The organism is Shewanella litoralis (assembly GCF_009828585.1).
GTDB classification, from domain to species: domain Bacteria; phylum Pseudomonadota; class Gammaproteobacteria; order Enterobacterales; family Shewanellaceae; genus Shewanella; species Shewanella litoralis.
This window is the reverse complement of the sequence record NZ_WSRZ01000023.1, coordinates 1-22,589: the sequence shown is the minus strand read 5'-3', so window position 1 is coordinate 22,589 and position 22,589 is coordinate 1. Positions and strand designations below refer to the sequence as shown.

The 22,589-nt window shown below is 43.0% G+C and carries 24 protein-coding genes; 15 read left to right on the top strand and 9 right to left on the bottom strand.

Annotated elements, in window-relative coordinates; genetic code table 11:
- The first annotated feature begins 82 nt into the window (after nt 1-82).
- The 4 genes from pepQ to hemG (GQA99_RS16445) all read left to right on the top strand — a co-directional run bounded on the left by pepQ (nt 83) and on the right by hemG (GQA99_RS16445) (nt 4,073).
- Nucleotides 83-1,402 carry a Xaa-Pro dipeptidase gene (gene pepQ, locus GQA99_RS16460; RefSeq protein ID WP_160055702.1) on the top strand — a complete coding sequence of 440 codons (1,320 nt, stop codon included), beginning with the start codon at nt 83-85 and terminating at the stop codon, nt 1,400-1,402.
- On the top strand, nt 1,395-2,009 hold the full coding sequence (locus GQA99_RS16455) for a YigZ family protein (protein WP_160055700.1): 615 nt from the start codon (nt 1,395-1,397) through the stop codon (nt 2,007-2,009). The genes pepQ and GQA99_RS16455 overlap by 8 nt, the downstream gene beginning before the upstream one ends.
- A gap of 73 nt (nt 2,010-2,082) precedes the next feature.
- Complete coding sequence (locus GQA99_RS16450; RefSeq protein ID WP_160055698.1) at nt 2,083-3,540, top strand: TrkH family potassium uptake protein; 1,458 nt, start codon at nt 2,083-2,085, stop codon at nt 3,538-3,540.
- Nucleotides 3,540-4,073, top strand: a complete 534-nt coding sequence (gene hemG, locus GQA99_RS16445) for a menaquinone-dependent protoporphyrinogen IX dehydrogenase (protein WP_160055696.1) — start codon at nt 3,540-3,542, stop codon at nt 4,071-4,073. The genes GQA99_RS16450 and hemG (GQA99_RS16445) overlap by 1 nt, the downstream gene beginning before the upstream one ends.
- Nucleotides 4,074-4,091: 18 nt before the next feature.
- Here hemG (GQA99_RS16445) and GQA99_RS16440 read toward each other — a convergent pair whose 3' ends face one another.
- On the bottom strand, nt 4,092-4,397 hold the full coding sequence (locus tag GQA99_RS16440; protein ID WP_160055694.1) for an ArsR/SmtB family transcription factor: 306 nt from the start codon (nt 4,395-4,397) through the stop codon (nt 4,092-4,094).
- A gap of 193 nt (nt 4,398-4,590) precedes the next feature.
- Here GQA99_RS16440 and hemG (GQA99_RS16435) point away from each other — a divergent pair, with 193 nt between their 5' ends.
- Nucleotides 4,591-5,142, top strand: coding sequence for a menaquinone-dependent protoporphyrinogen IX dehydrogenase (gene hemG, locus GQA99_RS16435; protein ID WP_160055692.1), 552 nt, complete (start codon nt 4,591-4,593; stop codon nt 5,140-5,142).
- 3 nt (nt 5,143-5,145) lie between these two features.
- On the opposite strand, the gene GQA99_RS16430 is transcribed toward hemG (GQA99_RS16435), so the two are convergent.
- The 5 genes from GQA99_RS16430 to def are packed head-to-tail and all read right to left on the bottom strand — an operon-like array spanning nt 5,146 to nt 10,777.
- Entirely contained in the window at nt 5,146-6,588 is a 1,443-nt protein-coding gene (locus tag GQA99_RS16430) for a TrkH family potassium uptake protein (protein ID WP_160055690.1), read from the bottom strand.
- A 6-nt stretch (nt 6,589-6,594) separates the two neighbouring features.
- Nucleotides 6,595-8,004: a Trk system potassium transporter TrkA gene (gene trkA / locus GQA99_RS16425; protein ID WP_160055688.1), complete on the bottom strand. Its 1,410-nt coding sequence runs from the start codon at nt 8,002-8,004 to the stop codon at nt 6,595-6,597.
- Between the two features lie 16 nt (nt 8,005-8,020).
- The gene (gene rsmB / locus GQA99_RS16420) at nt 8,021-9,304 is read right to left on the bottom strand and encodes a 16S rRNA (cytosine(967)-C(5))-methyltransferase RsmB (protein WP_160055686.1); all 1,284 of its coding nucleotides are present in this window, start codon (nt 9,302-9,304) and stop codon (nt 8,021-8,023) included.
- A gap of 1 nt (nt 9,305) precedes the next feature.
- Entirely contained in the window at nt 9,306-10,262 is a 957-nt protein-coding gene (gene fmt / locus GQA99_RS16415; protein ID WP_160055684.1) for a methionyl-tRNA formyltransferase, read from the bottom strand.
- A gap of 8 nt (nt 10,263-10,270) precedes the next feature.
- Nucleotides 10,271-10,777, bottom strand: a complete 507-nt coding sequence (def, locus tag GQA99_RS16410) for a peptide deformylase (protein WP_206194584.1) — start codon at nt 10,775-10,777, stop codon at nt 10,271-10,273.
- 126 nt (nt 10,778-10,903) lie between these two features.
- Between def and GQA99_RS16405 the strand changes: the two genes are divergently transcribed.
- From GQA99_RS16405 to hemF, 6 genes are all read left to right on the top strand, one after another.
- The gene (locus GQA99_RS16405; RefSeq protein WP_160055682.1) at nt 10,904-12,010 is read left to right on the top strand and encodes a LysM peptidoglycan-binding domain-containing protein; all 1,107 of its coding nucleotides are present in this window, start codon (nt 10,904-10,906) and stop codon (nt 12,008-12,010) included.
- Between the two features lie 83 nt (nt 12,011-12,093).
- Nucleotides 12,094-13,110 carry a DNA-processing protein DprA gene (gene dprA / locus GQA99_RS16400; RefSeq protein ID WP_160055680.1) on the top strand — a complete coding sequence of 339 codons (1,017 nt, stop codon included), beginning with the start codon at nt 12,094-12,096 and terminating at the stop codon, nt 13,108-13,110.
- 2 nt (nt 13,111-13,112) lie between these two features.
- A complete protein-coding gene (locus GQA99_RS16395) occupies nt 13,113-13,586 on the top strand; it encodes a DUF494 family protein (protein ID WP_140232873.1) in 474 nt (157 codons plus the stop codon).
- A 59-nt stretch (nt 13,587-13,645) separates the two neighbouring features.
- Nucleotides 13,646-14,209 carry a DNA topoisomerase family protein gene (locus tag GQA99_RS16390; RefSeq protein ID WP_160055678.1) on the top strand — a complete coding sequence of 188 codons (564 nt, stop codon included), beginning with the start codon at nt 13,646-13,648 and terminating at the stop codon, nt 14,207-14,209.
- Nucleotides 14,210-14,248: 39 nt separating this feature from the next.
- Nucleotides 14,249-14,815: an L-threonylcarbamoyladenylate synthase type 1 TsaC gene (gene tsaC / locus GQA99_RS16385; RefSeq protein ID WP_160055676.1), complete on the top strand. Its 567-nt coding sequence runs from the start codon at nt 14,249-14,251 to the stop codon at nt 14,813-14,815.
- A 4-nt stretch (nt 14,816-14,819) separates the two neighbouring features.
- Complete coding sequence (gene hemF, locus GQA99_RS16380) at nt 14,820-15,752, top strand: oxygen-dependent coproporphyrinogen oxidase (protein WP_160055774.1); 933 nt, start codon at nt 14,820-14,822, stop codon at nt 15,750-15,752.
- Between the two features lie 41 nt (nt 15,753-15,793).
- Here the strand turns inward: hemF and GQA99_RS16375 are convergent, their stop codons facing one another.
- A complete protein-coding gene (locus tag GQA99_RS16375; RefSeq protein WP_160055674.1) occupies nt 15,794-16,228 on the bottom strand; it encodes a group II truncated hemoglobin in 435 nt (144 codons plus the stop codon).
- 159 nt (nt 16,229-16,387) lie between these two features.
- On the opposite strand from GQA99_RS16375, the gene GQA99_RS16370 reads away from it, so the two are divergent.
- From GQA99_RS16370 to GQA99_RS16355, 4 genes are read left to right on the top strand one after another with little or no spacing between them, the layout of a single operon-like run.
- Nucleotides 16,388-17,770 carry an amidohydrolase gene (locus GQA99_RS16370; RefSeq protein ID WP_160055672.1) on the top strand — a complete coding sequence of 461 codons (1,383 nt, stop codon included), beginning with the start codon at nt 16,388-16,390 and terminating at the stop codon, nt 17,768-17,770.
- A gap of 11 nt (nt 17,771-17,781) precedes the next feature.
- Complete coding sequence (locus GQA99_RS16365; RefSeq protein WP_160055670.1) at nt 17,782-19,038, top strand: amidohydrolase family protein; 1,257 nt, start codon at nt 17,782-17,784, stop codon at nt 19,036-19,038.
- A gap of 30 nt (nt 19,039-19,068) precedes the next feature.
- Nucleotides 19,069-19,902: a shikimate dehydrogenase gene (gene aroE / locus GQA99_RS16360; RefSeq protein WP_160055668.1), complete on the top strand. Its 834-nt coding sequence runs from the start codon at nt 19,069-19,071 to the stop codon at nt 19,900-19,902.
- Nucleotides 19,902-20,156 (top strand): DUF1488 family protein, encoded by a 255-nt coding sequence (locus GQA99_RS16355; protein ID WP_160055666.1) that lies wholly within the window; start codon nt 19,902-19,904, stop codon nt 20,154-20,156. Before aroE ends, GQA99_RS16355 begins: the two co-directional genes overlap by 1 nt.
- A 36-nt stretch (nt 20,157-20,192) precedes the next feature.
- Here GQA99_RS16355 and GQA99_RS16350 read toward each other — a convergent pair whose 3' ends face one another.
- Complete coding sequence (locus GQA99_RS16350) at nt 20,193-21,413, bottom strand: sensor domain-containing diguanylate cyclase (protein WP_229785926.1); 1,221 nt, start codon at nt 21,411-21,413, stop codon at nt 20,193-20,195.
- 273 nt (nt 21,414-21,686) lie between these two features.
- Nucleotides 21,687-22,238 carry a gamma carbonic anhydrase family protein gene (locus GQA99_RS16345; RefSeq protein ID WP_160055662.1) on the bottom strand — a complete coding sequence of 184 codons (552 nt, stop codon included), beginning with the start codon at nt 22,236-22,238 and terminating at the stop codon, nt 21,687-21,689.
- Nucleotides 22,239-22,589: the final 351 nt, after the last annotated feature.

The following is a 22,589-nucleotide window of genomic DNA, read 5'->3' as shown; positions in this document are numbered from 1 at the left end:
CGTTTAATTTTTTATCATCTAGCGATGAGTTTTTCTGTTTGTGATAGACTTATTGAGTTAAAACTTATGAAAGGGATAGTCAATGGAACAGTTAGCTCATCTATATCATGCACACATTGCCGAATTAAATCGTCGTGTCGCTGATATTTGCCAGCGTGAAAATATCTCCGGCCTAGTGATTCATTCAGGACAGCCGCATCGACAGTTTTTAGACGACTTAAATTATCCCTTCAAAGTTAATCCGCAATTTAAAGCTTGGTTACCTATTTTAGATACTCCCAATTGCTGGGTTATCGCTAACGGCCAAGATAAGCCTACTTTAGTGTTTTATCGCCCGGTCGATTTTTGGCATAAGGTTAATGACGTGCCGCAAGCGTTTTGGACTGAGCATTTTGATATTCAATTATTAACTAAGCCTGATCGTATTGCTGATTACTTGCCAAAAAATATCGCCTCATGGGCCTATATTGGCGAGCATTTAGATGTAGCAGATGTACTCGGCTTTACTGCTCGCAACCCTGATGCTGTAATGAATTATTTGCATTATCATCGTGCGGATAAGACTCAATATGAGCTCGAGTGTATGCGCCGAGCTAACCACATTGCGATTAAAGGCCATTTAGCGGCTAAAAATGCGTTTTATAATGGCGCCAGTGAGTTCGAAATTCAGCAGCGCTACTTACTTGAAGTTGGCCAAAGTGAAAATGAAGTGCCGTATGGCAATATTGTGGCTTTAAATCAGAATGCGGCGATTTTACATTACACGGCTTTAGAGCATATAAAGCCTGCGCAGCGTTTGTCATTTTTGATTGATGCTGGTGCTCATTTTCATGGCTACGCAGCTGATATTACCCGTACTTATTCATTTGAGAAAAATCGTTTTTATGAGCTCATTGTTGCACTTGATAAGGTGCAACTCGCTATTATTGAGCAAATGAAGCCTGGGGTTAAATATGTTGATCTTCATATTGCAACCCATGGGTATATTGCTCAACTGCTTATCGACTTTGGTTTGGCAAATGGCACGGTTGAGCAATTAGTGTCTCAGGGTATTACCAGTGCGTTTTTCCCTCATGGGTTAGGGCACATGCTAGGATTACAGGTGCATGATATGGGAGGTTATGCTCATGATGAGCGTGGTACTCATATCGCAGCGCCAGAGGCACATCCTTTTTTACGTTGTACGCGAGTATTAGCGGCTAATCAGGTGCTGACCATCGAACCAGGTCTGTATATTATTGACACACTGCTTGAGCAATTATCGCCAGTGGCTAAACAAGCGATTAACTGGAATACCGTTGATGAATTGCGTCCGTTTGGTGGCATACGGATTGAAGATAACGTGATTGTGCACCATAACCGGGTCGAAAACATGACAAGAGAGTTTGGTTTAGTTGATTGAGTCATATTTAATACCACAAGCTAACGTATTGATAGAAGAAGAGATAAAGCATAGTCGCTTTATCTCTTTGTTGTTTCATTGCCCAAACCCGCAGCAAATGAAGTTAGCGCTTACTGACATGCAGCTGACCTACCCAGGTGCAAGTCATTATTGTTATGCTTATGTTGCTGGCAGCCCTGAAAACACGATTGATATGGGCGCTAGCGATGATGGAGAGCCGTCGGGCAGTGCTGGCAAACCGATGTTAGCGTGTTTACAGGGCGCGAATATTGGCGAGCTTGGTGCGATTGTTGTGCGCTATTTTGGCGGTACCAAGCTGGGCGTTGGTGGTTTAGTTCGTGCTTATACCTCAGGGATAAAGCAAGGATTACCTCAAATACAAACCCAAATAAAGCATATTCGCTACCCAGCAAGTTTGGTATGTCATTATGCGCAATTAACTGATGTCGAATATTTAGTTAATCAACATGATGGTGTGATCATTGATAAAGTGTTTACTGATAAAGTAGAGATTTATTTTGAATTGGCTAAATCATACCACCAGACTTTTAATCAAGCCTTAGCAACTCTGACTCAAGGCCAGCTACAAGTAAAGTTTACAGTTTGAGCTATGACGAACTTATGCCAAACTGTCACTCAATTGTTAAATTCGACGCAGCACAACTTAAACAGAATCCTTAATGCAATATAAAACAATTATTAGAATCACCGGTTTGTTGATGGGATTATTTTCAATCACCATGCTGCCGTCAGCATTAGTGGCTATCTTGTATAAAGATGGTGGTGGTACTGCGTTTATTCAGGCCTTTTTTGTCAGTATCTTTTTAGGCTTTTTATTGTGGTATCCCAATCGTCATCAAAAAGGCGATTTACGTACCCGAGAAGGTTTCCTTATTGTAGTGCTGTTTTGGACCGTACTTGGGTCAATAGGAGCATTGCCATTTATTTTTGCCAACGAGCCCGATCTCAGTTGGACAGACAGTTTTTTTGAATCATTTTCAGCGCTTACCACCACGGGAGCCACCGTGATTGTTGGCCTCGATGATTTGCCTAAATCAATTTTGTTTTATCGACATTTGCTTCAGTGGATGGGCGGTATGGGTATCATTGTACTGGCAGTGGCCATTCTACCGCTGTTAGGGATTGGTGGTATGCAGCTGTATAAAGCTGAAGTTCCTGGCCCAGTTAAAGATACCAAAGTGACACCGCGAATAGCCGAAACAGCCAAAGCATTGTGGTATATCTATTTTATGTTAACCACCGCGTGTGCGTTAGCGTTTTACTTTGCTGGAATGGATGCGTTTGATGCGATATGTCATTCATTCTCTACCATTGCTATTGGTGGCTTTTCTACCCACGATGCCAGTTTAGGGTATTTTGATAGCCCATTAATTAACGTGATTTGTGCGGTATTCTTATTGATTGCCGCGGTTAATTTTAGCCTGCATTTTGCCGCGTTTAGTTGGCGTGGCATTAACTTTAAAATCTATTTTAGAGATACCGAATTCAAAGTGTTAATAGCAGTGCAGTTGGTATTAACAGCCATTTGTTTTATTACCTTATATCAGTCGGGTATTTATGACTCGGCAGAACAAACCCTCGATTATGCCTTTTTCCAAGTAGTGTCTATCTCAACTACTGCCGGTTTTGGTACCGAAAGCTTTCATTCCTGGCCATTATTTTTACCAATTTTATTAATATTTTCTAGCTTTATCGGTGGTTGTGCAGGCTCAACCGGTGGCGGTATGAAAGTGATTCGATTAGTTCTATTGGTGCTGCAAGGCTCACGTGAGTTGAAACGACTAGTTCACCCTAAAGCAATGTATTCAATCCGAATTGGTGGAAATGCCTTACCTGACCGAATTATTGATGCGGTATGGGGATTCTTTTCTGCTTATGCGCTGGTGTTTGTGGTGTGTATGGTGATTTTAATGGCTATGGACATGGATGCCATTACTGCATTTAGTGCCACTGCAGCGAGCTTAAATAACTTAGGTCCCGGCCTAGGTGATGTTGCATCAAGCTATGCCAATGTGTCTGATGGGGCTAAGTGGGTATTGGTTGTTGCTATGCTGTTTGGCCGTTTAGAAGTATTTACTTTATTAGTGTTATTTACACCGACGTTTTGGAAAAACTAATGTTAAAAACCGCAATTTTATATTCAACGGTAGATGGACAAACGCGCGCTATTTGTCAGCGTATTGAGCAAACATTAACTGCCAATGGTGAGCAAGTGAGTGTGATTGATCTTGCTGACGCCGACGCAGAGCAACTCGCTGCAGTGGATAAAGTGGTGATTGGCGCCAGCATTCGTTACGGTAAACATCGGCCTGAGTTATTTAAGTTTGCTGAGCAGCATCAAGCCTTGCTAGACAGTAAATTAAACAGCTTTTTCACGGTTAATGTTGTGGCGAGAAAGCCGCTTAAAAATACCCCAGAAACCAATCCTTATATGCAGAAATTTTTAATACTGTCGGCTTGGACACCTAATATGCTAGGTGTGTTTGCGGGCAAGATTGATTATCCTCGCTACCGCTTTTTTGACAAGGTTATGATTCGTTTCATTATGTGGATGACCAAAGGGCCGACTGATACTAGCGGCACGTTTGAATTTACCGATTGGGATAAAGTTGACGATTACGCCAAACAAATCGTGGCGCAAAAGCGTTAATCAAACGCCTAATGGAGATTAGGCGCAATAACGGCGGTGAAGAATGGATATCACTTCGGTTACTTGCTCATTTTTAAGAGTGTAATACACCACTTGTGAGCTTTTACGTGTATGGACTAAGTCTTGTGTACGAAGTACCGCTAAATGTTGCGACAATGCCGACTGGCTTAAGGGTACTGTTTCATTCAACTCTGTTACGCTGTGTTCTTTTTCCAGCAGTAAACACAAAATCATCAGTCGATAAGGGTTAGCAATCGCCTTGAGCCATTGCGCGGCTGTCTCTGCATTGTTAAGCATGGTTGCGACATCGATATCTTGCTGCATGTGTGTTCCTATCTGGTGAACGTGGCTCAGTTTAATCATAACTGCCTATCTAACGTCATCATACTTCCGCGCCTTACAGATCTCAATTTTAACTATTAAATATATGAGCTATTTCTAATTTGTGATCATTGCAGAGGTTTAAAAAGACCTTTTTTGCCAAACTGAGGCAAATAACGCAGTAATGAGACCTAACATGGCGCATATATTAGTACTTTATTATTCTCGTGGTGGGCACACGGCTCAAATTAGTCGAGCAATTTCTGGGCAAATTATTGCTAACGGCGATCAATGTGATGTGATGAACATTCATGACACCAAACAACAGCCAATCGACTGGTCTAAATATCAGGCAGTGGCTTTAGGCGCCTGTGTTTTATATGGCTCGTACCATAAATCGGTGTTTGAGTTTGTCAGCCAACATCAGCAAGCATTGTCGAACATGCCAAATAGCTTTTTTTGTGTCAACGTTGTGGCACGTAATCCAGAAAAGCGCATCCCTGAAAACAATAAATATTTACAGAAGTTTTTAACGTTATCGGCCTGGAAACCTCAAGATGTTAAGATCATTGCCGGTAAGGTGGATTATCCATCCTGGCCTTGGTACGACAGCTTAATGATTAGATTGATCATGAAAATGACTGATGGACCAACAGATCCCACCGCCATTATTGATTATACTGATTGGCAAGATGTAAAAGCTTATGGCAATCATATTGCTAAGCTGGCTCAAGTTGAGTTTAGCTAGGGTCTAGAAGCGCCAAAACTTCGGGTGGAATAATACCGCCACGGTGAGAATTTCCAGGCGCCCTAAAAGCATACCCACAGCGAGGGCCCATTTAGCAATATCTGGCAAGGGGGCAAAGTTACCCGCAGGGCCGATTATTGGCCCTAACCCTGGCCCAACATTGGTTACCGCGGTGATTGCGCCGGTAAAGCTGGTCATTGGGTCTAAGCCGGTTGACACTAAAATAATCGATAAGCCTAAAATCACCACAAACATCAACATAAAAAAAGCCATAATTGAGCGAACAATGTCATCATTTATTCGATGGCCGTTGTACTTTTCTTTAAACACGCCATTAGGATGAAATTGTTGTTTAATTTGCTGGCGCATAATTGAAAAGGCAATTTGGAAACGAAATATTTTTATCCCACCAGACGTTGAACCAGAACAGCTTCCGATAAACATTAAGAACAAAAACACCACGCTCGCGACCGCTCCCCAAGCTTGATAATCTGTTAATCCGTAACCTGTTGTAGTGATAACGGATATTACGTTAAAGCTTGATAACCTCAGAGCATCAATAAAATCCATATGCTGATGTCGCCACAACCAAAATGCTAATGAACAAGACACCAATAACACAAACAGTAAAAAGCCTTTTACTTGTTGGTCATTCCATAATCGTAGACTGCGTTGTTGGATTGACTGAACAAACATGATTAACGGTAATCCACCCGCTAGCATAAATACGATACCCACCCAATGAGCTTCATGTGAAAATGCTGCCATGGAGCGGTCTGACGTTGAGTAGCCACCGGTTGATAACGTGGTCATTGCGTGGTTAATGGCTTCAAACCAGTGCATTCCAGCAAGGTGGTAGGCTAGGGCACATAACAGTGTAAGCGCAAAATAAATCTGAAATAAATGCTTGGCCATATTCTGGGTGCGCGGCATGGTTTTGTCGCTCCAGTCAGATGATTCTGTTCTAAATAGCCGCATACCACCCACGTTTAAAAAAGGTAATATCGCTACTGCCATCACAATAAAGCCGATACCACCCAGCCATTGCAACAGAGAACGCCACACTAAAATACTGTGGTCCATGGTATCTAAGCCGCTGAGCACGGTAGAGCCTGTGGTAGTGATACCTGACATGGTTTCAAAAAAGGCATCGGTGTAGTTGATGCCGTGGTACAAGGTGAAAGGCAATGCTGCAAAAAGACTGACCACAAACCACGTCACGCTGGTGAGCATGAACATGTCTCGAATATTGAGATTAAATTGTCGATTACGGCCATTTTGCAGACAAAGAATGGCGATAAAGCCGGTAAATAAGCCCGATATCATAAAATCGCCAATGGTCTCTTCGCCATAAAATAGCGCGAATGCCATTGGCACCAACATAAACCCTGTGAGTATCGAGAGAAAAATACCCAGAATAAAAATAAGTTGTTTTATGTTAAACATAAAAACCTAAAAGAAAAATGCACTCGGTTGGAACAGCTTTTCTACATCACCAATAAACTTTTTATTTACCAAGAATAAAATCACATGGTCGCCTTGCTCGATGACAGTTTTGTCATGGCCCATCAATACCTCGTCGTTACGAACTATTGCACCAATGGTGGTACCGGGCGGCAGTTTTATCTCACCAATTTGCTTGCCAACCACTTTTGAAGTGCTTGAATCACCATGCGCAATAGCTTCAATGGCTTCTGCTGCGCCTCGGCGTAATGAGTAAACGTTACAAATATCGCCTTGGCGAATATGAGTCAATAGCGCTGAAATGGTGGCTTGTTGTGGTGAAATGGCAATGTCGATATTGGCTTCTTGCACAATATCGACATAGGCTTCACGCTGAATAAGCACCATGACTTTTTTAGCGCCCATACGTTTTGCCAGTAATGCTGACATGATATTGGCTTCGTCATCGTTGGTAACGGCAATAAACACATCAGTTTGGTCTATATGTTCTTCAAGGAGTAATTCTTGATCAGATGCATCACCACAAAACACCGTGGTTTTTTCGAGTTTCTCAGATAGCTGTTCTGCACGTTCTTGGCGATGTTCAATTAACTTTACAGAGTGGGTGCGTTGCAACTTTTGTGCGAGGCCAAAACCGATATTACCCCCACCCGCAATCATGATATTACGGTATGAATTATCCAGTTTTTGCATTTCACTCATTACAGCACGAATATGACGACTGTCAGCAACGAAGAACACTTCATCGTCGGCTTCAATAATGGTGGTACCGCGCGGCATAATGGGTCTGCCTTGCCTAAAAATGGCTGCGACTCGGGTATCAATATTCGGCATATGTTCACGCAGTGTGGCGAGGGCATTACCGACTAACGGGCCACCATAGTATGCTTTTACCGCGACCAAGCTTAATTTACCTTTAGCAAATTCAAGTACTTGAAGTGCCCCTGGGTATTCAACTAATCGTTGTATGTAAGTGGTTACCAACTGTTCAGGCGCGATGAGCTCATCGATAATAAAACCACCACGAGGTTTGGCATCACCGGACTTTATTTCACTACTAATAAACAGTTTATCTTGTAAGTCGAGGTAGGCTTCAGAGCGAATGCGGGCAATTTTTGTTGGTGTACCAAATAGACTGTAGGCTATTTGGCAGGCAGACATATTGCATTCATCACTGTTTGTCACAGCAATCAGCATGTCGGCATCTTCTGCTCCGGCTTCTTTTAAAACACTTGGATGGGCGCCATGACCAACTACTACGCGTAAATCGAACTTATCTTGTAGAATTCTTAATCGTGCCCGGTCGCTGTCGACTAAGGTGATGTCATTATTCTCGCCGACCAAGTTTTCAGCAAGTGTGCCACCAACTTGTCCCGCCCCTAAAATAATAATTTTCATGGCTTTGGGTACATCCTTAAATTGCTTTAACTAGGCGTGCGTAATAAAAGCCATCCATATTGTCCTGGCCGGGTAAAATCTGCCAACCAATATCTTCGGGATTTGACTGTTGTGCGATGGGCACTAACTTAGCGTCTGGCGTGCGCGCTAAAAACTGTTCAACTTGCTGGCTGTTTTCTTGCGGTAAAATAGAGCAAGTGGCATACAGTAATGTGCCACCTGGTTTTAGCCATTGCCAACAATGATCAAAAATTTGTCGCTGCAACGTGGCTAACTCTTCAATGTCGTTGTTTTTACGCAGCCATTTTATATCCGGGTGACGACGGATCACTCCAGTTGCCGAGCATGGTGCATCCAGTAAAATACGGTCAAATTGCTGACCTTGCCACCATGAATCTATGTTGGCGGCGTCGCCGTGAATAACTTGCGCTTTTAAATGCAGTCTGTCCAGATTTTGTTGTACTCGGGCGAGGCGTTTTTCATCAAAATCGACCGCAACAAGATTAATGCTTGGGGCGAGTTCGATTAAATGACAACTTTTACCACCTGGTGCTGCGCAAGCATCTAACACGAGCTCATTTGCAGCAGGCGCTAAGAGTGTTGCAGCCCATTGGGCCGCACCATCTTGTACCGACGCCGCGCCTTGCATAAAGTCGGGCAAGTTGGCGACATCTTTAGGGCTGTCTAGCAATATTGAATCTGGGCTTGGGCCTGCTTGGGCACTAATTTCTTGTGCGGCTAATGCGCTTAAGTAGTCTTCACGCGATTGCGATAAACGATTGTTACGAAGCCACATGGGGGGACGCTGATGGCTTTGCTCAATAATGGCTTGCCAGTTGTCTGGATAGGCTTGTTGTAAGCGTTTAATAAACCAGGCTGGGGTATTAAAACGCAGAGTATCTGAGTCGGTATTTAAGGTTGCATCTTGGCGTTGAATATTACGTAAAACGCCATTAACGACCTTTACTAATCCATCAAAACGCAATTGCCGACAGGCTTCTGCGGTTTCTGAAATGGCGGCATGTGCAGGAATACGGGTGAAGTAAAGTTGATAACAACCCACAATCAATAACTGATGCAAAATGCGTTGTTTGCCTTTAAATGGTTTAGCCAAGCAGTCACTGACGCATTTGTCTAGTTGCGGTAATTGACGCATAACCCCATAGCAGAGTTCGGCTAACAAGGCTTTGTCTTTACCGTTTTCAAGGTGTTGCTGTTGCTCAGGAAGCGCAACCGACAGTGACATGCCCTTTTCAAGTACTTCATAAATCGCTTTAGCAGCAAGTGCACGCACATTCATGCTAGTTAGCCTCTTGGTTTAAACACACACCAGCAGTAAACCAATCACCACGAGCATTAAGAATATCTGCCACATCAAGTGGCTTTTTGTTGGGTAATTGCATGGTTTCAATGACTAATGAGCCATCAGCCGTTGCAACTTCAATACCTTGTTTGGTGGCGGCTATCACCGTGCCAGGGGCTTGCGAGCATGCTTGAGCATTGTAAGTGGCCTGCCATACTTTAATCACGCTTTGTTGGTGTTCAAAGTAACTGACTGGCCAAGGATTAAAGGCTCTAATTTCTTGCCATAGCTGTTTGGCACTTTTATGCCAATCAAGGCGTGCTTCTTCCTTAGACAGTTTTTCGGCATAGTTTGCTAGGCTTTCATCTTGCTTTTGTGCTTGAAGGTTACCTTCGCTTAACCCGGTTAGTGCTTCAACTAAGGCGGTTGGCCCTTGTTCTGCTAGTTTTTCATAAAGGCTTGCTGAGGTGTCGGTTGCTTCTATTGGTAAGTGCGTTTTTAGCAGCATATCGCCCGTATCAAGACCAACATCCATTTGCATAATGGTGACGCCGGTTTCACTGTCGCCAGCCCATAGTGCACGTTGAATAGGTGCAGCCCCACGCCAGCGTGGTAATATTGAACCGTGTACATTGATGCAACCTAACCTTGGTGTATCAAGTACTATCTTTGGCAAGATTAACCCATATGCCACCACGACCATGATGTCGGCTTGCAAATTAGCTAATTCTTGTTGCGCCGCTTCGTTACGTAGTGATGCAGGTTGAAAAACGGCTATGTTGTGTTCTTGCGCCAGTACTTTAACTGGGCTCGCTGTCAGTTTTTTTCCACGACCAGCCGGTCTATCTGGTTGGGAGTAAACAGCAATCACTTCATGTTGTGAGTCAATTAGCGCCTGTAAATGTCTGGCGGCAAAATCCGGAGTACCGGCAAAGATAATTTTTAACGGTTTCAAATCGTTTCCTATTTAGCGGCTAAGCGGGCTTCTTTCTCAAGCTTAGTTTTGATGCGCTGACGTTTAAGTGGTGACAAGTAATCAACAAATAACTTCCCTTTGAGATGGTCCATTTCGTGTTGAATACAAATTGAAAACAGTTCGTCGGCTTCTACGGTAAATTCTTTGCCGTGACGGTCGAGTGCTTTTAGGGTTACAAACTCAGCACGATCCACTTTGGCATAAATACCTGGAACGGATAAACAACCTTCTTCATTAGCAAAATCACCGCTACTTTTAATAATTTGCGGGTTAATGAAAATGGTTGGGCGCTCAACATCATCTTGTAAATCCATTACGATGAGCTGTTTATGAAAATCTACCTGCGTAGCTGCAAGGCCAATGCCTTTTTCTTCGTACATTGTTTCTAACATGTTATCGATTTGGGTTTGTAGTTCTGGCCCAAAATCTGTCACCGGCTCTGCAATAGTGCGTAAACGCTCATCTGGAAATCGTAAAACATTTAATATTGGCATATATAAACTCTTAACAAGTCTGTCAAATTTCAGCCAGTTAGCTATACTGGCTGTTGCGATTAGGGTAATTTTAATCCTTACCGCCTATCAATAACAGTAAAAAGCTCTAATAAAGAGCTAAACAACATGGACCGCACCATGAAACGCTTACTTTTACTTGCTTTTTTATCATTAAATATTTTTGGAGTTAATGCTGATACATTAACTTTAAAAGCTGGGCATCCTGATACGTATGTCGTTAAAAAAGGCGATACGTTGTGGGATATCTCTGGATACTTTTTAAATGATCCATGGCGTTGGCCTAAATTGTGGGGCGTAAACCCACAAATTGCTAACCCACATCTAATTTATCCTGGCGATAGACTGACATTGGTGTTTATTGATGGTCAACCACGATTAGTGGTGAAACAGCACATCAAAAAAAGCCCTGAGGGTCGAATCGCATCAAAAGACGGTCCCATTCCTGCGGTCGATTTAGCGCTAATACAACCTTATTTAGTCCAACATCGCGTGGTTGACCCTGCTTGGTATGCCAGTTTACCTATGGTGATGAGTGGTGAAAGTCCATCTATTCACCATGTGGTCAGTGATATTATTTATGTTAATGCACAACTTGAACTTGGGCTCAAAGTGGCCATGTACGAAAAAGGCCAAGAGTTTTTCTCACTAGAGCGCGATGCTTTATTAGGCCAAGAGATGATTTTAGCCTCAAGCGGCCGAGTGATTGAGTCAGGGCCGATTTCAAAAGTAGAGCTGCTAAGTAGCTTACGTGAAACGAAAGGCGGCTTTAAAGTTGCGCCAGTAGAAGATGAAGCCTTAATGTCAGCCTACTTTGTGCCTAAAGCTGCAGACCTTGCGGTACCCGCTACGATTATTGCCATTAATGGCAAAATTCGTGAAGCCGGTAAGTTAGATGTAGTTTACCTTGACCGTGGTAGTGAAGACGGTGTTGAGACTGGTCATGTTTTTTCAATGTATCGCGACGGTGAAGATATTACGATTAATAATGATGGTTTACCTGTTCGTACGTTAGACCGTTCATCTTACGACAAGGTGCTCGCACACTTCTCTGAAGACACGATTCATAAAATGCCTGATGTCTTTCATGGCAATTTACTGGTCTTTAAAGTATTTGATAAAACCAGTTTAGGCCTAATCATGTTTAATGAGCGCCCCGCTCGTGTTGGTGACAAGTTAGTTAAGCCTGAGCCGTTAACCTTAAAAGGTGAATAATTTCAGATAAGCTGGTCGACTGGCTCATTGTTTGTGCAGTATCCGGGTTAGGACCCGCCCGGATTCAACAATTACTCACTCAAATGGACGTTGAAGAGCTTCGTCAACGTCTTGAGTATGAACCTCAGGGATTGCCGCTATCGGCAAACCTGCTGGCAAAATGCCGTATCGACGTTGATAAAGTTGAGCAGGCATTAACATGGCAACAATCGCAGCCAAATCATTATATTTTAACTCCCTCAGATCCTCTCTACCCTCCATTATTACAGCAAATTAGCGATGCACCATTGGTGCTATTCATTAAAGGCGCAATTGAATCTTTAGTGATACCAAGTATTGCTATTGTGGGCAGTCGTAATGCTTCTCGAGGGGGGATAGATATGGCTGCAGAACTCGCATATAACTTATCGACTCAAGGTTTTGCCATTACCAGTGGTATGGCCACAGGGATTGATGGCGCGGCCCACAAAGCAACGTTAGCCGCTAATGGTTCAACTTTGGCGGTTTTAGGTACGGGCGTTGAACGGATTTACCCTCAACGGCACCAACAGTTGTATCACGACATCATTCATTCTGGTTGTGTGATGAGCGAGTATTGGCCGCATATTGGACCCTATGCGGGTAACTTTCCTAAACGTAATCGTATTGTCAGTGGTTTAAGTCTGGGCACCGTAGTGGTTGAAGCCAGTCGTAAAAGTGGCTCATTAATTAGCACTCGGCTAGCAATGGAGCAAAACCGGGAAGTGTTTGCCGTGCCAGGGTCCGTTTTAGGTGGATACAGCCAGGGGTGTCATGATTTAATCAAAAATGGTGCAAAACTTGTTGAGTCTGCTGCCGATATAATAGAAGAGTTAGGCAGTTTGTCAGATTATCACCTTGAACAATTGCATCAGCGGCACCATATACAGGATAATGACATTTGTGATTTGCCATTTCCTTCGCTGTTAGCTAGTGTAGGATATGAAACGACTGCAATTGATGCAGTGGTTGAGGATAGTGGGAAGCCAATAGATCTGGTGTTAGTACAAATGCTTGAGCTTGAATTACAAGGGTGGGTTGCAGCTGTGCCCGGTGGTTACGTCAGACTAAAGAGGAGTTAGCCATGTTCGATATCCTCATGTATTTATTTGAAAATTATGTTCATAGTGAAATTGAACTATTAGTGGATGAAGATGAGCTCACGAAAGAGTTAACTCGAGCGGGTTTTCATCAAGTCGATATTATAAAAGCCCTTTCTTGGTTAGAGCACTTAGCTGATCTACAAGAAAGCGATAAGCCGTATTTGTGCAATCATGCGCAACATTCATTCCGTATCTACACCAAAGCGGAAATGGCTAAGTTAGATGTTGAGAGCCGTGGTTTTTTATTGTTCTTAGAACAAATCCAAGTGCTCAGTGTTGAAACTCGTGAGATGGTCATTGACCGTGTTATGGAGTTAGACGAGCCGACGTTGGTGTTAGAAGATCTCAAGTGGGTAGTATTAATGGTACTATTCAATGTGCCAGGAAATGAGTCAGCCTACGAGCAAATGGAAGATTTAATCTTCGAGCAGCCAGAAGGGCGCTTACACTCATAACAGAAAGGAGGCTTAGCCTCCTTTTTTAGATCTATAGAATATTATTCATTGAGAGCACCATGTCGAAAATTGATCAACAGCTGTTTACTGTCCACGAGCATGCACTGGAAAAAGAGTTTGAGCTTTGTCCTGTTTGTGGTTCAGAGCTGTCGGTTAAACACAGTAAGCATGGCAGTTTTGTCGGCTGCAATAATTATCCCACGTGTGATTATACGCGGCCTTTAGTGCAACACGAGTCGATAGAAACTCAAGTGATTAGTGGTTCACAATGCCCAAAATGTGGCCATGAGTTAGCAGTGAAGTCTGGTCGTTTTGGTATTTTTATTGGTTGTACACACTATCCAGAATGCACCCACATTGAAAAACATGATCACAGCAATGAAGCTGAACAAATCGCATGCCCTCAATGCAATAAAGGCCATTTGGAGTCTCGGACCAGCCGCTATGGTAAGACTTTTTTTGCTTGTAGTGCCTACCCTAAATGTAAGTTTATCGTAAACTATCCTCCTTATAATGAGCCTTGCCCTGATTGCGGCTTTGGGATTTTAGTGGAACGTAAAGGTGCAGCTGGCAGTCGCCTTGAGTGCCCACAAAAATCTTGTAAATATAAGCGAGCGCTTTAATTCGTTATTACCACCATTAAATAGATGAAAGGAAATCCAATGTTGCAATTGCAGCCATCGGCTGTCGCCACCACCATACAACAAGGTGATGTAATAGCTTACCCAACAGAAGCGGTGTTTGGTTTAGGGTGTGATCCTGATAATGATGCCGCCATTGAAAAATTACTGGCAGTAAAGCAGCGACCTTGGCAAAAAGGCCTTATTTTGGTGGCAAGTTCATTTGAACAACTATTGCCTTACATTGATATTACTCAGCTTACTGAGTCGCAGTTGCAGTTTGCGCAATCTAAATGGCCAGGGCCATTTACGTTTGTAATGCCAATTAAGCCGCGTGTATCTAAGCTATTATGTGGCGAGTTTGATTCAATCGCAGTAAGAGTATCTGCTCATCCTGTGGTGCGCGAACTGTGCGATACCCTGAATAAACCATTAGTTTCGACCAGTGCCAATTTAGCGGGTGAGCCGCCAGTGGTCGATGCACAACAAATCATCACTGATTTTAGCGATAAAATTGAGGCATTAATCTTAGGTCAACTTGGTGAGCAACGTCAGCCATCGACCATTATTGATGCCCGCAGTGGTCAAATTCTTCGAAGTGGAAGCTAAAAACATGCCCAATACCCAACATCATGTGCCGGATGCACAACAAGTAAAATCGTTTCTGTTGGCACTTCAGCAAAATATTTGTCAGCGTTTAGAACAGCTCGACGGTAAAGCAACGTTTAAAGCCGACTCGTGGGAGCGTGAAGAAGGTGGCGGTGGTACTAGCCGTGTAATGACACAAGGGCTGGTATTTGAACAGGCTGGGGTAAATTTTTCACATGTGATGGGCGCTGCTATGCCTGCATCCGCAACTGCACATCGTCCAGAATTAGCTGGCCGTAGTTTTGAGGCTATGGGGGTGTCATTAGTTATCCACCCTAATAACCCGTTTATTCCAACTACTCATGCCAACGTGCGTTTTTTTATTGCCCGTAAAGAAGGCGCGGATCCTGTGTGGTGGTTTGGTGGTGGGTTTGACTTAACGCCTTATTATCCATTTAAAGAAGATGTGGTTAGCTGGCATCAAACAGCGAAAGATATTTGTGACCCATTTGGTGAAGATGTTTATCCAAAATACAAAAAATGGTGTGATGAATACTTCTTTTTGCCGCATCGCAATGAAACGCGTGGTGTTGGTGGATTATTTTTTGATGATTTAAATCAACCTGGTTTTGAGCGAAGCTTTGCGTTTATGCAAGCGGTCGGTAATGGTTTTATTGAAGCTTATGCGCCAATTGTTGAGCGCAATAAAGCATTAGAGTATGGCGATGATGAACGTCAGTTCCAGCTATACCGTCGTGGTCGTTATGTAGAGTTTAATTTGGTTTATGACCGTGGCACTTTGTTTGGTTTGCAAACCGGTGGTCGCACCGAGTCAATACTGATGTCAATGCCGCCATTAGTCCGCTGGGAATATGCATTTACCCCAGAAGAAGGCACAGCAGAAGCCGAATTGTACGATGTTTACTTAAAACCACAAGACTGGTTAGCGCAAGCTTAACTGTGAGTTAGTAACATGAGTTAGCGACATTGCGTTAGCCATTATCTGTTGCGCATATTGTCAGCTAACGTTGAAATAGCCTGAATAATCACTTGTTGATGTTCAGGCTTTTTTATTGAATTGTGAATTGCTGCATGCATACATATTAGCCATTGATCGCGCATTGACTCATTAATCGCAAAAGGCATATGTCTTGCTCGAAGCGCAGGGTGACCATGTTTCTGTTGATACAGTTGTGGCCCACCAAGCCAACCACTTAAAAATTCATATAATTTTTGTTCAGAGTCAGCAATAGGAGAGCGATGCATGGCGAGTAAGCTTTGAGTTTCAGGCCGAGTTTGCATTTGCTGATAAAAGTCATGAGCTATCGCGCGAATCACTTTATCGCCACCAATTATATCGTAGGCATTAGATTGCGTGGTATCTCTGTCATCGTTTGCTTGCGTTTTAGTGAATAGTTTACGTAACCAGTTCATCGTGTTGTGTCGTCAAGAATGTTGCATCCATTATATCTAATCTATCGCCTCACAGAATGATTTTGTTGTTAACGTTTTGATACCAATTATTTAACGATTACGCTGTATTTCAAGCGTTAACTTGGTTAGATTGGTCGCAAAATAAGAAAGGAGACCCCAATGGCAAAACTCATGCCTTCTTTGGTTGCTGTGACATTAACTTCCGCAATAGCCGGTTGTAGCCCAGCCGAACAGCAAGATCCGCAAGTGACTATCAACGCAAATCCGTACCCCAGTACTTATTATGCGCTACCTAATTCAATGACGTTACTTAAAAATGCCACAGTATTAACCGGTACAGGCGAGCGTCACGAAGATGCTGATGTGTTGATCAAAGAGGGTAAAATTAGTGCAGTTGGGCAACAATTGGTTGCAGAAGGTGCGGTGATTGTCGATGCCAAAGGTAAGTGGATCACGCCTGGTATTATTGATGTGCATTCGCACTTAGGTGTATACCCAAGCCCCAATGCTGAATCTCATAATGACGGCAATGAAATGACCAATCCTGTTACGGCTGAAGTTTGGGCTGAACATAGCGTATGGCCGCAAGATCCCGGTTTTAATCGTGCTCGAGAAGGCGGGATTACCACCCTGCAAATTTTACCCGGTTCAGCTAACTTGATTGGTGGCCGTGGAGTCACACTCAAAAATGTTCCAGCCACGACCATGCAAGCGATGAAGTTCCCCCATGCGCCTTATGGTTTAAAAATGGCCTGTGGTGAAAACCCTAAAAACCTATACGGCAGCCGTAATGAATTACCCATGACCCGCATGGGAAATATGGCTGGCTATCGCACCGCTTTTATTCAAGCAACTGAATACAAACGCGCATGGGATAAATACGATGCAGACTACGCCGCAGGTAAAAACCCGGTTGCGCCAGAGCGCGACTTAATGAAAGACACCCTTAAAGGTGTGCTTGAAGGCGATATTCTCATTCATAATCACTGCTACAAAGCTGAAGAAATGGCAATGATGATCGACCTAGGCAAAGAGTTTGGTTATCACGCTGGGACATTCCACCATGCAGTAGAAGCTTATAAAATTGCCGATTTACTGGCCGAAAATGGTAACTGTGCCGCGATGTGGCCAGACTGGTGGGGTTTTAAATTAGAAGCCTACGACATGGTACTTGAAAATGTCGCCATGGTTGATGCGATTAAAAATTCTTGTGCTGTTGTGCATTCAGACTCTGGTGTGACTATTCAGCGACTCAATCAAGAAACCGCAAAAATCATGCATGCCGCAAACGACAATGGTTTTGAGTTAACAGAGCAACATGTGATTGGTTGGATTACCGCGAATGCAGCTAAATCATTAGGCATAAGTGATAAAACCGGGTCGCTTGAAGCCGGTAAAAATGCAGATGTGGTGATATGGAATACCAATCCATTTAGCGTCTATGCCCAAGCTGAAAAAGTGTTTATTGATGGCGCCAAAGTGTATGACCGCCAAGACCCTGCCTATCAGGCGCAAAGTGACTTTATGTTAGGTCAGCAATAAGGAGTAAGACAATGACATTATTTACTCAATCAGCGCTTGCTTTGAGCTTATCTCTTAGTGTGGCTTTGAGCGCGAATGTTGCGCAAGCGGAAAGCTTAGCGATAATCAATGCCACAGTGCATACCGCAACAGAGTCGGGCGTACTGAATAATGCGACAGTGGTGATTGAAAACGGCACCATTACAGCGATTAACCCCCAAAGCTTACAAGCTGATAAAACAATCGATGCGAAAGGGGCAATGCTAACGCCAGGCTTTATCGCTGCGATGAACGACATGGGCTTAGTCGAAGTCGGCGCTGTGGCTACCTCTAGAGACGCCAGTGATAAAGAGGCAGATATCACCTTTGATCCAAGCCTTGCTTTTAATCCTAAAACCACCACGATCCCTTTTGCACGCAAAGGGGGAATAACACGTAACATTGTGACCTCTAATGGCGGAGAAAGCATTTTTGCGGGGCAAACTTTTGTCGTCGATCTAACCGGTGATTTTGATAGCGTTATCGCCAGTAATACCGGTTTATTTGTGCAACTAGGGGCCACGGATGAAGGCTCGCGCGCAATGGGAATGCAACAGCTAATACATCAACTTGAAGATGCCCAAAAAGCATTCACCCAAGCCAAAAAAGCCAATCAGTCAGATAAAGATGATAGCGACGAGCCGAGTCGTGAAGATAGCATCATTTCGGCAGTATTAGCCGGTGAAAAACCATTGATTGTCGCGGTTGACCGTGCAAGCGATATCATGCACTTAATTAAGCTTAAACAAGTTTACAATTTAGATGTGGTGATTGTTAATGGCGCCGATGCAGTGCTGGTTACCGAGCAATTGGTACAAGCCAGCATTCCAGTGGTAATCGATGCCATGCGCAATTTACCTGACAGTTTTGACTCGCTGCATAATTCACTCAATAATGCTGGTCAGTTAGCAAAAGCAGGCGTTAAAGTGGCGATTGCTTTACCTGGCGACAGCCATAGCATATATGCATTGCGTTACAGCGCAGGCAATGCCGTTGCTAATGGTATGGATTATAATACCGCTATGGCAGCTGTAACGGCTAACATCGCAGATATTTTTCATCTAGACAGTGGACGTATTGCCGTCGGTAAACCCGCTGATTTAGTATTATGGAGTGGCGACCCGTTTGAATTTAGCAGCAAAGTTCAAAAGATGTGGATTGCAGGTGAAGAGCAATCTTTGCAAAGCCGTCAAGATGAGCTGCGCGATCGCTATCAGCATAAAACAGATATGCCAGCAGCGTATCGTTAGATTTAATCATGTGAATGAAGAGAGAGTTTGATGACCGACAAATACGCGGTATTTGGCAATCCTATTGCCCAAAGCAAGTCGCCATTTATTCATCGTGAGTTTGCTCAGCAGACCCAACAAGATATGAGTTACGAAGCTATTCTCGCGCCGGTAGATCAATTCTCTACTTCATTAACTGAGTTTTTTGCCAGTGGTGGTAAAGGCGCTAATGTTACCGCACCTTTTAAAGAACAAGCCTTTGCCATGTGTGATGAACTCAGTGAGCTGGCTAAACTAGCTGGCGCTGTTAATACCTTGTTTAACCTACCTAATGGGAAAATCGGTGGTGGCAATACTGACGGAGTTGGGCTGGTTAACGATTTAGAAATGCTGTTTGGGTCATTAAGAGGTAAGCGCGTATTACTGGTGGGTGCTGGTGGCGCGGCCAGGGGCTGCATTTTACCTATCTTGCAGCATAATGTGTCGCAATTGGTTATTTGCAATCGCACTCACGAGAAAGCAGAACAACTACAAACGTTATTTAATGAGTACGGTAACTTCTTTGCTAAACCGATTGAAGAATTAACTTCACCATTTGATTTAGTGATTAACTCAACCTCAGCCGGTTTATCTGGGCAGCTTATTTCTTTACCCGATACTATCGTCGATGAAACTACCGATTGTTACGACATGACGTATAGCCAGCAAACTACAATGTTTAATCAGTGGGCTCAGGCACAACATGCGCGTAAAACTGCAGATGGCTTAGGCATGCTAGTAGGGCAAGCGGCGGCAAGTTTCAGTTTATGGTGCGATGTTACTCCAGACAAAGGTCCTGTATTGCGTAAGCTTCGCGAATTATTGGCACAAGAGGCTGTCGAGTAATGAATCAAAGCATCATTTTTACCGACCAATTATATATTGAAGCAGATAAAGTGAAATTTATTGCCCAACAGCAAGGGGCCAATATCAATTGTTATGCCCGTTTCAGTACGATAAGTCAGTTGTGTGAGCAACAAGAGGTCAACTTATCAAATGCTGCCAACCTGTTTGAGCTTTGCCGTTTTGATTTAGAAGATAAAGCAGAAGCGCAGATAGAGCGAGAAGTCTTTAACGACAAGGGTGATGTGGAAATTTAATCCGTCAGTAATTGATTTTCAATCTAGGCAAAATATTCAATTAATAGGGTTTTGTTTTTTAAGGCGCTTTTGTTGATACATATTGCTATCAGCCAGCTTAAATGCACTTTGCCAATCTTGTTGGTATTGCGCTATGCCATAACTAAAATGAATGGCTGGCGACAGCAGAGCTAAATTTTGTTGCAGTTGATTTATCTGTGCCTCTAACGTCTCTATCGGGCCACGGCATAGTGCAACAAATTCATCTCCACCATATCGAGCAACCAAAAAGCCTGGGTGCCACATTGATTTTAATGCATGAGCAAAGGCTTTAAGTGCATCATCACCAGCTTGATGGCCGTGTAAATCATTCAGTGGTTTCAAGTTGTCCATATCCAGAATGACAATATAGCTTGCTAAAGTCGCATCGTGTTGCCATTGCAAAATAGCAGCATCAAATTTTTTACGGTTATACAAGTTTGTTAAACCATCGAAATTAGCCATCACTTCGATTTTTTTCGATTTTTGATACAAAGAAATAGCATTGGCCGCCTCTGAGGTGAGAATGTTAACAAGATTAATATCATATTCACCAAAAGCTTCCATTTTGCTACTGTCGAGGTTCATCATCCCGTATAGCTGACCTTCAATTCTAATTGGGCTAGATAATGTTGAACAAATTGGCTTTGACGATGCATTGAGTAGAACAAATTGATCATCATCTGTCAGGGTGCTTTTGGCATTAATGTTTCGCATATTATTAATGACGACGGCTTTATCGAAACGGCCCTTCGTTAATCGGTATAAAAAGGTTTCTTCAAGGGTAAAGTTAATACTGCGCAGAGTGTCAATATTCAAACCAATAACAGACTCAAACTGTAAGCGATTAGCGGCATTATCAACTAATATAATGCTACCCATTTCCGCATCGTCAATTGCATTTACTGCTTTTTGTAATAAAGCATCTAAAAAGGATTTTTCGGAATCGTACTGATTAGATAAATTAACTAACTCAAAAGTTGTATCATTAATCCGTACCACCTGAGCTAAGTGCTGCCAAAGACGCAACATATTCTGCTTATGGACATAGTAGGTCACCGCATAACTTGTCACGTAGCCAGCGCAAATCAGCAACAAGTACAAATAGGCTTGGTCGGCATCAATGAACACAAAAGTCAAAATGCTAATAAGTAGCAATGGAATAACCAGCAGTAATAAATGCTGCTTGATATCGATGTACGCTTTGTGTGTATTTTGCTGTAGATTTTTGTGGTGCACCGAATCATCCTTGTTCATAAAGCGTCATTAACGGTTTATAGCAATATATAAACAGAACAGTGTTTTATTGGAACAACTTAAATGTAGACCAAGTGAACACTTTTGACTTTATATAAGTAAATCCTGAAGTGAAAAATCACATTCAAGAACATCTATCATATAAAGCAATGCCGTTTAATCAAGTGCAATAGCCACAACATTAGACAGAAGGCTGTTTTAATAGGGTAAATATGAAATGGGCACAAAGGATATGGCCCATTACACTGAGCAGGATTAGCTTGATTGCTGCAAATCGACTAAATATTCATTTTTCAGACGTACATAATTATCAGCAGACTGTGGTAAGAAGGCTCGTTCTGCATCTGTTAGCGGTCTAGCCTGTTTACAAGGGCTACCTACATATAAGAAACCACTTTGTAGCACTTTATTTGGTGGTACCAAAGAACCAGCACCAACAATGACATCATCTTCTACTATTGCACCATCAAGTAAAATCGCCCCCATGCCAATTAATACACGATGGCCAACCTTACAACCATGCAGCATAGCTTTGTGACCAATCGTCACATCGTCACCAATAATCAATGGGTGACCTTCAGGGTTAGCAGCAGATTTTCGAGTAACATGTAATATGCTGCCATCTTGAACATTACTACGTTTACCAATACGTATTATATTCACGTCACCACGAGCAGCAACAAGAGGCCAGATACTTGCGTCATGGTCTAATTTTATATCACCTACAAGCACAGCCGACTCATCAACATAGACACTATCAGCTAAATCAGGGTGTATTCCTTGGTAAGTTCTTACGTTCGTAGACATAACAATCCTTATATATTCATGGTTTGTGACAGTATAATGCTTAAAAACTAGCTGGTCAGGCTAAATTATCCGCAAACAAGTCGAAAACAACAAATAACATTAAAAAAGGGGTTGCACTAAATCTCTCGGTGCCTATAATGCGCATCCACTGACACGGCAGACAGCGAAAGCGGTCACCGGGTTAGGTTGAATAAAGTGCTTTAAAATACTGAGTTCAAGGCGAAAAAAAGTTTGAAAAAACACTTGACGCCGACACGGGAAAGCGTAGAATACGCAGCCCAAGCCGACGACCTAGCGTCAACGGCCACTAAGCGAAAGATTGATTCTTTTGGTATTAGTACGCTCTTTAAC